Source organism: Streptomyces achromogenes subsp. achromogenes (genome assembly GCF_000720835.1).
Lineage (GTDB): Bacteria > Actinomycetota > Actinomycetes > Streptomycetales > Streptomycetaceae > Streptomyces > Streptomyces achromogenes.
Genome location: NZ_JODT01000044.1, coordinates 45,470 through 58,307 on the forward strand (window position 1 = coordinate 45,470; position 12,838 = coordinate 58,307).

General features: G+C 70.4%; 12 protein-coding genes. 9 read left to right on the forward strand and 3 right to left on the reverse strand.

Annotation, left to right across the window (positions count from 1 at the left end; translation table 11 throughout):
• Positions 1-33 precede the first annotated feature (33 nt).
• Positions 34-1,536 carry a type VII secretion integral membrane protein EccD gene (gene eccD, locus IH25_RS0132735; protein ID WP_037656093.1) on the forward strand — a complete coding sequence of 501 codons (1,503 nt, stop codon included), beginning with the start codon at positions 34-36 and terminating at the stop codon, positions 1,534-1,536.
• 111 nt (positions 1,537-1,647) lie between these two features.
• Here the strand turns inward: eccD and IH25_RS0132740 are convergent, their stop codons facing one another.
• On the reverse strand, positions 1,648-1,941 hold the full coding sequence (locus IH25_RS0132740; protein WP_030619136.1) for a DUF397 domain-containing protein: 294 nt from the start codon (positions 1,939-1,941) through the stop codon (positions 1,648-1,650).
• Positions 1,942-2,209: 268 nt separating this feature from the next.
• Between IH25_RS0132740 and rpsO the strand changes: the two genes are divergently transcribed.
• The 5 genes from rpsO (at position 2,210) to IH25_RS0132765 (ending at position 7,668) form a co-directional block, all read left to right on the forward strand.
• Positions 2,210-2,497: a 30S ribosomal protein S15 gene (rpsO, locus tag IH25_RS0132745; protein WP_030619140.1), complete on the forward strand. Its 288-nt coding sequence runs from the start codon at positions 2,210-2,212 to the stop codon at positions 2,495-2,497.
• 330 nt (positions 2,498-2,827) lie between these two features.
• On the forward strand, positions 2,828-5,047 hold the full coding sequence (locus IH25_RS0132750; RefSeq protein ID WP_030619143.1) for a polyribonucleotide nucleotidyltransferase: 2,220 nt from the start codon (positions 2,828-2,830) through the stop codon (positions 5,045-5,047).
• A complete protein-coding gene (locus IH25_RS0132755) occupies positions 5,044-6,423 on the forward strand; it encodes a M16 family metallopeptidase (RefSeq protein WP_030619147.1) in 1,380 nt (459 codons plus the stop codon). The genes IH25_RS0132750 and IH25_RS0132755 overlap by 4 nt, the downstream gene beginning before the upstream one ends.
• Positions 6,424-6,449: 26 nt before the next feature.
• Complete coding sequence (dapB, locus tag IH25_RS0132760) at positions 6,450-7,202, forward strand: 4-hydroxy-tetrahydrodipicolinate reductase (protein ID WP_030619148.1); 753 nt, start codon at positions 6,450-6,452, stop codon at positions 7,200-7,202.
• 13 nt (positions 7,203-7,215) lie between these two features.
• The gene (locus tag IH25_RS0132765) at positions 7,216-7,668 is read left to right on the forward strand and encodes a hypothetical protein (protein ID WP_030619150.1); all 453 of its coding nucleotides are present in this window, start codon (positions 7,216-7,218) and stop codon (positions 7,666-7,668) included.
• Positions 7,669-7,790: 122 nt separating this feature from the next.
• Here IH25_RS0132765 and IH25_RS0132770 read toward each other — a convergent pair whose 3' ends face one another.
• Both IH25_RS0132770 and IH25_RS0132775 read right to left on the reverse strand, forming a co-directional pair.
• A complete protein-coding gene (locus tag IH25_RS0132770; RefSeq protein ID WP_030619152.1) occupies positions 7,791-8,345 on the reverse strand; it encodes a hypothetical protein in 555 nt (184 codons plus the stop codon).
• A gap of 103 nt (positions 8,346-8,448) precedes the next feature.
• On the reverse strand, positions 8,449-8,709 hold the full coding sequence (locus IH25_RS0132775) for a hypothetical protein (RefSeq protein WP_051754324.1): 261 nt from the start codon (positions 8,707-8,709) through the stop codon (positions 8,449-8,451).
• A gap of 189 nt (positions 8,710-8,898) precedes the next feature.
• Between IH25_RS0132775 and thyX the strand changes: the two genes are divergently transcribed.
• The 3 genes from thyX to IH25_RS0132790 all read left to right on the forward strand — a co-directional run bounded on the left by thyX (position 8,899) and on the right by IH25_RS0132790 (position 12,593).
• Positions 8,899-9,636: an FAD-dependent thymidylate synthase gene (gene thyX, locus IH25_RS0132780; RefSeq protein ID WP_030619156.1), complete on the forward strand. Its 738-nt coding sequence runs from the start codon at positions 8,899-8,901 to the stop codon at positions 9,634-9,636.
• Positions 9,637-9,847: 211 nt separating this feature from the next.
• Positions 9,848-10,747 carry a 4-hydroxy-tetrahydrodipicolinate synthase gene (gene dapA / locus IH25_RS0132785; RefSeq protein WP_030619160.1) on the forward strand — a complete coding sequence of 300 codons (900 nt, stop codon included), beginning with the start codon at positions 9,848-9,850 and terminating at the stop codon, positions 10,745-10,747.
• Positions 10,748-10,907: 160 nt separating this feature from the next.
• Positions 10,908-12,593: a ribonuclease J gene (locus IH25_RS0132790; RefSeq protein ID WP_030619163.1), complete on the forward strand. Its 1,686-nt coding sequence runs from the start codon at positions 10,908-10,910 to the stop codon at positions 12,591-12,593.
• Positions 12,594-12,838: the final 245 nt, after the last annotated feature.

Genomic DNA, 12,838 nt, shown 5'->3' on the forward strand with positions numbered 1-12,838 from the left:
ACCACCACCACTGAGGGGGAGCAGCAGGTGAGCATGACGGCCGCCGCCACCGGCGGACCCGGGACGGGAGCCCCTTCCGGGTCCGGCACCGGACTCGGCTTCTGCCGGGTCACCATCGTCGCGCCGGACAGCCGTATCGACGTGGCCCTGCCCGACGACGTCCCGGTCGCCGACCTCTACCCGGAGATCCTCCGGCTGTCCCAGCAGAGCCCCGCGGCCGGCGCCCCGGTCGGCTACCACCTCGTCCGCACCGACGGCACCGTGCTGGACAGCGCCCGGTCCTTCGCCGCCCAGCGCATCCTCGACGGCGAACTGCTCACCCTGCGCCCGTTCGCCGAGTCCCTGCCGCCGGCCGTCTTCGACGACGTCGCCGAGGCCGTGGCCTCCTCCGTCACCAAGCGGCACAAGCTGTGGAGCGGCGACCTGACCCGGGCCGCCGGGCTCGTCGGCGGCGGTGTGCTGCCCGCGCTGCTGGCGTTCGTCGCCTGGACCGCCGACCCGCGCCACGACATGCACGGCCTGGCCGGCATCCTCGCCGCCGTCACCGGCGTCCTCCTGGTCGTGCTCTCCGCCGTCCGCGCCCGCGTCTACGACGACCGCGGCTCGGCCGTCGCCCTCGGCCTCGGCGCGCTGCCCAACATCGGCGTCGCCGGCAGCGGACTGCTGCCGCTGAGCGCCGGCGAGGGCATCGGCAGACTCCAGTTCCTGCTGGCGTGCGCGGCCGTCCTCGTCGCCGCCCTCGTCCTCGCCCTGTGCTCACCCCACGGCGACGGTCCCTTCGTCGCCTTCGTGTTCGCCTCCGCGGTCGCCCTGGTCGCCGTCTTCATCGCGACCCTCACCGACTGGGCGCCCCGGGAGACCGCCGCCCTGTGCGCCCCGGTCGCCGTCTGCGCCCTCGCCTTCCTGCCCGGCATGTCCATGCGGTTCGCCCGGCTGCCGATCGGCTTCGAGAACCCCAGCGGCGGCGGCGCCCCCCGCCCCGCCTACGGCAACGAGCCCGCCGCCCAGGAACCGGTGGACATCGAGCGCGTCGAGGCGCAGGCGCGGCGCGGCCACGAACTCCTCGTCGGCATGGTCGGCGGCTGCGCGCTGCTCGCCGTCGGCGCCGCGGCCGTGCTCGGCTTCTCCGACGACGTCTGGGCCCAGCTGCTCGCGCTCGCCACCGGCATCGCCATGCTCATGCGGGCGGGCATGTTCCGCTACACCGCCCAGGTGGCCCCCGTGCTCGCCGCCGGCCTCACCTGCCTGGTCCTGCTCGGCCTCGGCCTCGCCCTCAACCCGCCGGAGCACATCATGCGGGCCGCGCTGGCCGGCGACCGCACCGACCTCGACATCCGCACCATCTGGCTGATCGCGGCCATCGCCCTGGCCACCGCCCTGGTGACGGCCCTCGGCCTGATCCTGCCGCGCGGCGGCCTGACCCCCTTCTGGGGCCGCTTCCTGGAGATCTGCGAGGGCTTCGTCCTGCTCACCCTGATCCCGCTCGCCCTGGCCGTCTTCGACGTGTACGCCAAGGCCCGAGCCATGACCAGCTGACGGGACCACGACGCGGAAAACGTGGACCACGGAAACGGCATCACGACGCGAAAAGGGGCGGCACGCGCGCGTACCGCCCCTTTTCCCACGCCGCTGGTCACACCGCGCGGCTCACTGCACGTCCAGGCCCCCGTTGTGCGCCATCGGCTTCAGATCGAACTCCCCGTCGCGCGCCCCGAGCACGAACGCGGTCCACTCCGCCTCCGTGTAGCGCAGCACGGTGTCCGGGTCGAGGGAGGACCGCATCGCCACCGCGCCACCGGGCAGGTACGCGATCTCGACCCGCTCCTCGTGCTCCTCCGTACCCGGCGCGCAGTGCCACTCCACACCCGAGATGTCGAGCGCGTACAGCTCGTCCCGCTCGCGCTCCTTGCGCGCCTTCATCTCCGCTTCCGTTTCCGCCATCTGCGGCGACCCCTTCCCGAGGTAGGTACGATCCCGGGGCTCACCCTAGTGGCGTCCGCCACGGTGCCGGCGGCGTTCGCCGACCGGGCGTAAGCCGCCCGCCATCGCCTGGTACCCTGAGTGACGGCCGTTTGTGTACGCACCCCCGGAACCGTTCGCTGTTCTGGAGGCCGCGCCCAGCGGATCCCCGCCTCCCGAGTAACGGAAGCTCCCCCGAGACGCAGACCGGGGGCACTCGGTGGCCACTCACACACCATGAGGAGTACGCGTGTCGCTCGACGCCGCTACGAAGAAGCAGATCATCGCCGAGTTCGGTACCAAGGAGGGTGACACCGGCTCCCCCGAGGTCCAGGTCGCTCTGCTGTCCCGTCGGATCTCCGACCTGACGGAGCACCTCAAGACCCACAAGCACGACCACCACTCCCGCCGTGGCCTGCTGATCCTGGTCGGTCAGCGCCGCCGGCTGCTGCAGTACCTGGCGAAGAAGGACATCCAGCGCTTCCGTACGCTGGTCGACCGCCTCGGCATCCGCCGCGGTGCGGCGGGCGCCAAGTAAGACGCCATGAGGGGAGCGGTTCCCGACGCCTCGGGGACCGCTCCCTTTGCCGTATGCGGGACTGAGCCGCATACCTGGCGACCACCGTGGTATCGGTGGAAACGTGCGGAGTGTCACTCACGCTTTGTAGTGTGGTAGCACAACGCACCGCGTACGAGACAGAACGAGGAGAAGCGCACCCAGTCGCCGCCGGTCCTCGGTAGTGGCCCCCGGGGAAAACGCCCCGGGTGCTTCGATCGAAGACCGGCCCGCACCGCACGGAGCGCCTCTCCACACGCCGTCCCCCTGCCACACGGGCAGGCACAGGACGAAGACGAGGAGAAAACGCTAGTGGAGAACGAGACCCACTACGCCGAAGCCGTCATCGACAACGGCCCCTTCGGCACCCGCACCATCCGCTTCGAGACGGGCCGCCTGGCCAAGCAGGCCGCCGGCTCCGCCGTGGCGTACCTGGACGACGACACCATGGTGCTGTCGGCCACCACCGCCTCCAAGAACCCCAAGGACCAGCTCGACTTCTTCCCGCTCACGGTGGACGTCGAGGAGCGGATGTACGCCGCCGGCAAGATCCCCGGCAGCTTCTTCCGCCGTGAGGGCCGGCCCTCCGAGGACGCCATCCTCACCTGCCGCCTCATCGACCGTCCGCTGCGCCCGTCCTTCAAGAAGGGCCTGCGCAACGAGATCCAGGTCGTCGCCACGATCATGGCCCTCAACCCCGACCACCTGTACGACGTCGTGGCGATCAACGCCGCGTCCGCGTCCACGCAGCTGGCCGGCCTGCCCTTCTCCGGCCCGATCGGCGGCGTCCGCGTCGCGCTGATCAGCGGCCAGTGGGTCGCCTTCCCGACCCACACCGAGCTGGAGGACGCCGTCTTCGACATGGTCGTCGCCGGCCGTGTCCTGGAGGACGGCGACGTCGCGATCATGATGGTCGAGGCCGAGGCCACCGAGAAGACCATCAAGCTGGTCGAGGGCGGCGCCGAGGCGCCGACCGAGGAGGTCGTCGCCGCCGGTCTGGAGGCCGCCAAGCCCTTCATCAAGGTGCTGTGCCGCGCCCAGGCCGACCTCGCCGCCAAGGCCGCCAAGCCGACCGCCGAGTTCCCGATCTTCCTGGACTACCAGGACGACGTGTTCGAGGCCCTGACCGCGGCCGTCCGCCCCGAGCTGGCCCAGGCGCTCACCATCGCCGGCAAGCAGGAGCGCGAGGCCGAGCTGGACCGCGTCAAGGCGCTCGCCGCCGAGAAGCTCCTGCCGGAGTTCGAGGGCCGCGAGAAGGAGATCTCCGCCGCGTACCGCTCGCTCACCAAGCAGCTGGTCCGTGAGCGCGTGATCAAGGAGAAGAAGCGCATCGACGGCCGCGGGCTGACGGACATCCGCACCCTGGCCGCCGAGGTCGAGGCCATCCCGCGGGTGCACGGCTCCGCCGTGTTCGAGCGCGGTGAGACCCAGATCCTGGGCGTCACCACCCTCAACATGCTCCGCATGGAGCAGCAGCTGGACACCCTCTCCCCGGTGACCCGCAAGCGCTACATGCACAACTACAACTTCCCGCCGTACTCCACCGGCGAGACCGGCCGCGTCGGCTCCCCCAAGCGCCGCGAGATCGGCCACGGCGCCCTCGCCGAGCGCGCCCTGGTGCCGGTGCTGCCGACGCGCGAGGAGTTCCCCTACGCGATCCGCCAGGTCTCCGAGGCGCTGAGCTCCAACGGCTCGACGTCCATGGGCTCGGTCTGCGCCTCCACCATGTCGCTGCTGAACGCCGGTGTGCCGCTCAAGGCCCCGGTCGCCGGTATCGCCATGGGTCTGATCTCCCAGGAGATCGACGGCGAGACGCACTACGTCACCCTCACCGACATCCTCGGTGCGGAGGACGCCTTCGGCGACATGGACTTCAAGGTCGCCGGCACGAAGGACTTCGTGACCGCCCTCCAGCTCGACACCAAGCTGGACGGCATCCCGGCCTCCGTCCTGGGCGCGGCCCTCAAGCAGGCCCGCGACGCCCGCCTGCACATCCTCGACGTGATGATGGAGGCCATCGACCGGCCCGACGAGATGAGCCCGCACGCCCCGCGGATCATCACCGTCAAGATCCCGGTCGACAAGATCGGTGAGGTCATCGGCCCCAAGGGCAAGATGATCAACCAGATCCAGGAGGACACGGGCGCCGAGATCACCATCGAGGACGACGGCACGATCTACATCGGTGCCGCCGACGGTCCCTCGGCGGAGGCCGCCCGCGCCACGATCAACGGCATCGCCAACCCGACGATGCCCGAGGTCGGCGAGCGCTACCTGGGCACGGTCGTCAAGACGACCACCTTCGGCGCGTTCGTCTCCCTGCTGCCCGGCAAGGACGGTCTGCTGCACATCTCGCAGATCCGCAAGCTCGCCGGCGGCAAGCGCGTGGAGAACGTCGAGGACGTCCTCGGTGTGGGCCAGAAGGTCCAGGTCGAGATCGCCGAGATCGACTCCCGCGGCAAGCTCTCCCTCATCCCGGTGGTCGAGGGCGAAGAAGGCGACGAGAACGCGAAGGACGACGCCGAGCAGTGACGTCCCGTAGCTCCAAGGCGACGGCCCGCCCCTCTTCGGAGGCGCGGGCCGTCGCCCGTACCCAAACCCTCGTCCAGGGCGCAGGCGGCATCGGCACGGTCCGCAAGACCACCCTCCCGGGCGGCCTGCGCATCGTCACCGAGACGCTGCCGTCGGTCCGCTCCGCGACCTTCGGCATCTGGGCCCACGTCGGCTCCCGCGACGAGACCCGGTCCCTGAACGGCGCCACGCACTACCTGGAGCACCTGCTCTTCAAGGGCACGGCCCGCCGCAGCGCGCTCGACATCTCCGCCGCGCTCGACGCCGTCGGCGGCGAGATGAACGCGTTCACGGCCAAGGAGTACACGTGCTACTACGCACGCGTGCTCGACACCGACCTGCCGCTGGCCATCGACGTGGTCTGCGACATGCTGACCGGCTCACTGATCCTCGAGGAGGACGTCGACGTCGAACGCGGCGCGATCCTCGAAGAGATCGCCATGACCGAGGACGACCCCGGCGACTGCGTGCACGACCTGTTCGCGCACACCATGTTCGGCGACAACGCCCTCGGCCGCCCGGTCCTCGGCACGGTCGACACGGTCAACGCCCTCACCGCCGACCGCATCCGCCGCTTCTACAAGAAGCACTACGACCCGACCCACCTCGTGGTCGCCTGCGCCGGCAACATCGACCACGCCAAGGTCGTCCGTCAGGTCCGCGCGGCCTTCGAGAAGGCCGGCGCCCTGAAGGACCCGCAGGCCAAGCCCATCGCCCCGCGCGACGGCAGCCGTACGATCCGCACCTTCGGCAAGGTCGACGTGCTCGGCCGCAAGACCGAGCAGGCGCACGTCGTCCTCGGCATGCCCGGCCTCGCCCGCTCCGACGACCGCCGCTGGGCCATGGGCGTGCTCAACACCGCCCTCGGCGGCGGCATGTCCTCCCGCCTCTTCCAGGAGGTCCGGGAGAAGCGCGGCCTCGCCTACAGCGTGTACTCGTACACCTCCGGCTTCGCCGACTGCGGCCTGTTCGGGGTCTACGCCGGCTGCCGGCCCAGCCAGGTCCACGACGTGCTGCGGATCTGCCGCGACGAACTCGACCAGGTCGCGCGCGAGGGCCTGTCGGACGACGAGATCGCCCGCGCCATCGGCCAGCTGCGGGGCTCCACCGTCCTCGGCCTGGAGGACACCGGCGCGCTGATGAACCGCATCGGCAAGAGCGAGCTGTGCTGGGGCGAGCAGATGTCCGTGGACGACATGCTGGCGAAGATAGCCGCGGTCACCCCGGACGAGGTCCGTTCGGTCGCCCGCGACATCCTGGGACAGCGTCCGTCGCTGTCGGTCATCGGCCCGCTCAAGGACAAGCAGGCCGCCCGGCTGCACGACGCGGTCGCCTGAAACACCACCGGTTAGGAAGCAGGAACATGAGCAAGCTGCGCGTGGCGGTCCTCGGTGCCAGGGGCCGGATCGGCTCCGAGGCGGTCAAGGCGGTCGAGGCCGCCGAGGACATGGAACTGGTCGCCGCCCTCGGCCGGGGCGACAAGCTGGAGACCCTGGCCGAGACCGGCGCCCAGGTCGCGGTCGAGCTGACCACCCCGGCCTCGGTCATGGGCAACCTCGACTTCTGCGTGCGCCACGGCATCCACGCGGTCGTCGGGACCACCGGCTGGACCGACGAGCGCCTCGCGCAGCTGAAGGGCTGGCTCGAACGGTCCCCGGAGACCGGCGTGCTCATCGCGCCGAACTTCTCCATCGGGGCCGTGCTCACGATGAAGTTCGCGCAGCTCGCCGCGCCGTACTTCGAGTCGGTCGAGGTGGTCGAATTCCACCACCCGAACAAGGTGGACGCCCCCTCCGGCACCGCCACGCGCACCGCCCAGCTCATCGCCGAGGCCCGCCGGGCGGCCGGCACGGCCCCCGCGCCGGACGCCACCGCCACCGCCCTCGACGGCGCCCGGGGCGCCAGCGTCGACGGCGTCCCCGTGCACGCCGTACGGCTGCGCGGCCTGCTCGCCCACCAGGAGGTGCTGCTCGGCGGCGAGGGGGAGACCCTGACCGTCCGGCACGACTCGCTGCACCACAGCAGCTTCATGCCGGGCATCCTGCTCGGCGCCCGCCGCGTGGTGACTACTCCGGGCCTCACCTTCGGCCTGGAACACTTCCTGGACCTGAGCTGAGCCCGAACACGTCATGCGCGCGAAGATCACCTACCTCGTCACGGCCGCCGTCCTGGTCTTCTACTTCCTCCTGGTCGGCAGCCGCGGCGTCATGCTCATCCAGGACGGCAGGCTGCTCACCGTCACCTTCGGCGTGGCGGTGCTGATCCTGCCGGTCATCGGCCTGTGGTTCCTGTGGAAGAACACCGCGTTCGTCCGCCGGGCCAACCAGCTGGCCGCCGAGCTGGAGGCCGAGGGCGGCCTGCCGGCGGACGAGCTGAAACGCCTGCCCAGCGGCCGGATCGACCGTGACTCGGCCGACGAGGTCTTCGCCCGGCGCAAGGCCGAGACGGAGGCGTCCCCCGGCGACTGGCGCTGCTGGTTCCGCCTCGCCGTCGCCTACCACGACGCCCGCGACACCCCGCGGGCCCGCAAGGCGATGCAAAGGGCCATCGCCCTGCACGACGGAAAGCCCGTACGGGCCTGACACCGGCCCGGCCCGTACAGGGCCTGACACCGGCCCCGCGGCGCCCGGCCGCACCCGCGGGCACCGCCGCCCATCCACCGAGCCGCCCGGGCCCCTCGGAGCCCTTCACGGCCTCCGGGCGGTCAGCCGCGCCCGCACTCCGCCGCCCACGCCTCCACCGTGTCCGCCGCCCGGTCGAACGCCATCGGCCGGCCCAGGAAGTCCAGGGTGTGCGTGGTCAGCAGCGGCGGGGTGTCGTCGGGCGGCAGGTCCGTGCGGACGAGGGCCAGCGCCTGCCCCTGCACCGTGCGCGGCAGCCCCAGCCAGCGCACCGGCCGCTGCACCGTCCGCACCGACACCACCCGCTCCCACGGCAGCGTCCGGGTCAGCAGGAAACCGGTCCGGCGCAGCCCGCGCCGGCTCACCCACACCCCCATGCGCAGCAGCCGCAGCGCGCCCGCGATGATCAGCAGGCCCGTGACGAGCACCGCCGCGGCGGTGGGCACCGAGCCGGTCAGCGCGGTGAGGACCGCGCCGAACAGCACGAACGAGGCGAGCAGCAGCCACAGCGCGGCCGCACCCACCCGCCAGGGCCCGGGCCGGTACGGGCGCCGCCAGCGGTCCGGGTCGTCATGGGGCAGCGCGCTCTCGGCTGCCGTCTCGAAGCTGCGGTCGGCTGTCAGAAAGGGCAGGGGCACGGCTGGTCCTCACTCGGTCCTCGCGGGGGCTGTGCCCGGTGAGGCTATCCGGCCGGGTGTGCGCCCACCAGCCGTGCGCGTCCGGAAGGGGCAGCGCCCGCGCTCAGCGCCCCTGGGACGCCTGGGACTGCTGAGCCGGTGCGTCGGAGGGCGTGGAGAGCGCCGGCATGCCGGCTACCAGGGCCCCCACGATCCCGGCGACGAGGGTGAGGCCCAGCAGCCAGCGCCCGGCCAGCTCGCCGAAGGACGCCCGCTGACGGGGCGGAGGAGTCACATTGCTGCGGAACCTTTCCGCCTCGGCCAGGAAGGCGAAGGGCACGGGTTCACTGGGGGTACCTCCCGGCGGTAGCTGGGGGCGGAACATGGCGGCTGCCGCTCCTCTCGGGGATTCGGAGATCGAATGGGCACGCTTCACCGGTAAAGACGTTCGAGTGACACAAAAGGTGCCCCATGTCCGGAAAAAATCGCAGGCAAGGTCACTTTCGTTCGCGGCCGAGTCCCCCCGTACAGTGGGCGCGAACCTCAAGCAGCAGTGGGAAGGACCTGTCCAACCGTGACCCGCACCCCGGATGAGCCGAAGATCGACCTGCGCAGTGACGTCACCGTCGAACTGGTCAAGCACAGCGCGACGGATTCCGACGTGCTCTTCGCTGCCCGTGTGTCGACCCTCGGGGAGCAGTCCCTGGACGAGCTGAACAAGGACCCCGAGCGTTCCAAGGGCCTGATCAACTACCTGATGCGCGACCGGCACGGCAGCCCCTTCGAGCACAACTCGATGACGTTCTTCATCAGCGCCCCGATCTTCGTCTTCCGCGAGTTCATGCGGCACCGCGTCGGCTGGTCGTACAACGAGGAGTCCGGCCGCTACCGCGAGCTCCAGCCGGTCTTCTACGTCCCCGACACCGACCGCAAGCTGGTGCAGGAGGGCCGGCCGGGCAAGTACGTCTTCGTGGCGGGCACCGAGGAGCAGCACTCCCTGGCCGCTGAGGCCATGGAGGAGTCGTACCGCCAGGCCTACGCCGCCTACCAGGACATGCTCGCCCGGGGCATCGCCCGCGAGGTCGCCCGCTCGGTCCTGCCCGTCGGCCTCTACTCCTCGATGTACGCCACCTGCAACGCGCGCTCCCTGATGCACTTCCTCGGCCTGCGCACCCAGCACGAGCTGGCCAAGGTGCCCTCCTTCCCGCAGCGGGAGATCGAGATGGTGGGCGAGAAGATGGAGGCGGAGTGGGCGAAGCTCATGCCGCTGACGTACGCCGCCTTCAACGCGAACGGTCGTGTGGCCCCGTAACGAAGTCTTGTTCCCGCACCGGGAACGGGCGTACGGACCAGCCTGGCGAAGTGTCCGTATTGCGGCATTTAGAGAAGTTCATCTAGCCTGATCAAACGGACCCGGCACTGCTTGAACCCCCGAGCAGGCAGTGCCGGGCTCCATCTTTGTCCTGACTTTCCCGACACCCCGCGAGCAGACCCCGCACCGCGCACCGAGTAGCGTGTTACCCATGGCTCCGACCTCGACTCCGCAGACCCCCTTCGGGCGGGTCCTCACCGCCATGGTCACGCCGTTCACGGCGGACGGCGCACTCGACCTCGACGGCGCGCAGCGGCTCGCCGCCCACCTGGTGGACGCAGGCAACGACGGCCTGATCGTCAACGGCACCACCGGCGAGTCCCCGACCACCAGCGACGCGGAGAAATCGGACCTGGTACGAGCCGTCCTGGAGGCCGTCGGCGACCGCGCCCACGTCGTCGCCGGCGTCGGCACCAACGACACCCACCACAGCGTCGAGCTGGCCCGCGAGGCCGAGCGCGTCGGCGCCCACGGACTGCTGGTCGTCACGCCGTACTACAACAAGCCCCCGCAGGAGGGCCTGTACCGGCACTTCACGACCGTCGCCGACGCCACCGGCCTGCCGGTCATGCTCTACGACATCCCCGGCCGCAGCGGTGTCCCGATCAACACCGAGACCCTGGTCCGGCTCGCGGAGCACCCTCGGATCGTCGCCAACAAGGATGCCAAGGGCGACCTCGGCCGCGCCAGCTGGGCCATCGCGCGCTCCGGCCTCGCCTGGTACTCCGGCGACGACATGCTGAACCTCCCGCTGCTCTCGGTCGGCGCGGTCGGCTTCGTCTCGGTCGTCGGCCACCTGGTCACCCCCGACCTGCGCGCCCTGGTGGACGCGTTCGTCTCCGGTGACGTCGTCAAGGCCACCGAGATCCACCAGAAGCTGCTCCCGGTCTACACCGGCATGTTCCGCACCCAGGGCGTCATGACCACCAAGGCCGCGCTCGCGCTCCAGGGCCTGCCCGCCGGACCGCTGCGCTCGCCCATGGTCGAGTGCTCCGCCGAGGAGATCGCCCAGCTCAAGATCGATCTTGCTGCCGGCGGGGTACAGCTCTGATTAAAGACTTGGCACCACAGCACGGGCTTCACAACTGAATCGACAACCGCAGACGCAGGCCACCGGTGCCTGCACCCCACACACACAACTGCTTCTGCACGAACGTCACGCGCGCCACGTGCCCTACCGGTACGTGGCGCGCGTGGTTGAGGAGAGTCTTTTGAGTCATCCGCATCCTGAACTCGGCCCGCCCCCGCCGCTTCCCGAAGGCGGCCTGCGGGTCACCCCGCTCGGCGGCCTCGGCGAAATCGGCCGGAACATGACCGTGTTCGAATACGGCGGCCGCCTGTTGATCGTCGACTGCGGAGTGCTCTTCCCCGAGGAGGAGCAGCCCGGAATCGACCTGATCCTGCCGGACTTCTCGTCCATCAGGGACCGCCTCGACGACATCGAGGGCATCGTCCTCACCCACGGTCACGAGGATCACATCGGCGGTGTCCCGTTCCTGCTCCGCGAGAAGCCGGACATCCCGCTGATCGGCTCCAAGCTCACGCTCGCCCTGATCGAGGCGAAGCTCCAGGAGCACCGGATCCGTCCGTACACCCTGGAGGTGGCGGAAGGGGACCGCGAGCGCGTCGGCCCCTTCGACTGCGAGTTCGTCGCCGTCAACCACTCCATCCCTGACGCCCTGGCCGTCGCCATCCGCACCCCCGCCGGCATGGTGGTGCACACCGGCGACTTCAAGATGGACCAGCTCCCGCTGGACAACCGCCTCACCGACCTGCACGCGTTCGCACGGCTGAGCGAGGAGGGCATCGACCTCCTCCTCGCCGACTCGACGAACGCGGAGGTCCCGGGCTTCGTCCCGCCGGAGCGCGACATCTCCAACGTGCTGCGGCAGGTCTTCGCCGGCGCCCGCAAGCGGATCATCGTGGCGAGCTTCGCCAGCCATGTCCACCGCATCCAGCAGATCCTGGACGCGGCGCACGAGTACGGCCGCCGGGTCGCCTTCGTCGGCCGCTCCATGGTCCGCAACATGGGCATCGCCCGCGACCTCGGGTATCTGAGGGTCCCGGCGGGCCTGGTGGTGGACGTCCGGGCGCTGGACGACCTGCCCGACGAAGAGGTGGTGCTGGTCTGCACGGGCTCCCAGGGCGAGCCGATGGCGGCCCTGTCCCGCATGGCCAACCGCGACCACCAGATCCGCATCGTGGAGGGTGACACGGTCATCCTCGCCTCCTCGCTGATCCCGGGGAACGAGAACGCGGTCTACCGGGTGATCAACGGCCTGACCCGCTGGGGCGCCAACGTCGTCCACAAGGGCAACGCCAAGGTGCACGTCTCCGGCCACGCGTCCGCGGGCGAACTGCTGTACTTCTACAACATCTGCCGCCCGAGAAACCTGATGCCGGTCCACGGCGAATGGCGCCACCTGCGGGCCAACGCCGAGCTGGGCGCCCTGACCGGCGTCCCGCACGACCGGATCGTCATCGCCGAGGACGGCGTGGCGGTCGACCTGGTCGGGGGCAAGGCCAAGATCTCCGGCAAGGTCCAGGCCGGTTACGTCTACGTCGACGGCCTGTCGGTCGGCGACGTCGGCGAGCCGGCGCTGAAGGACCGCAAGATCCTCGGGGACGAGGGCATCATCTCGGTCTTCCTCGTCATCGACGCCTCCACCGGCAAGATCACCGGCGGCCCGCACATCCAGGCCCGCGGCTCCGGCATCGAAGACTCCGCCTTCTCCGACGTCCTCCCGAGGATCACGGAGGTCCTGGAGCGGTCCGCCCAGGACGGCGTCGTGGAGCCCCACCAGCTCCAGCAGCTCATCCGCCGGACCCTCGGCAAGTGGGTCTCGGACACCTATCGCCGCAGGCCGATGATCCTCCCGGTGGTCGTGGAGGTCTGACGCCCCGTCGGCACTGACCTGGAGCGGGGCGCCTCGATTTGCATCGGGGCGCCCCGCTCCAGTACGTTTACGGCTCCGCCCACCCGGGAACCCCAGCACTTCACGTGCTGGACATGGTTGCCCGGAGCGGGTGGGAAAACCGGCTCAGAACTTCTGATAAAGTCGGAACCGCCGGAAAGGGAAACGCGAGAGCGGGAACCTGGAAAGCACCGAGGAAATCGGATCGAGAAAAGATCTGATAGAGT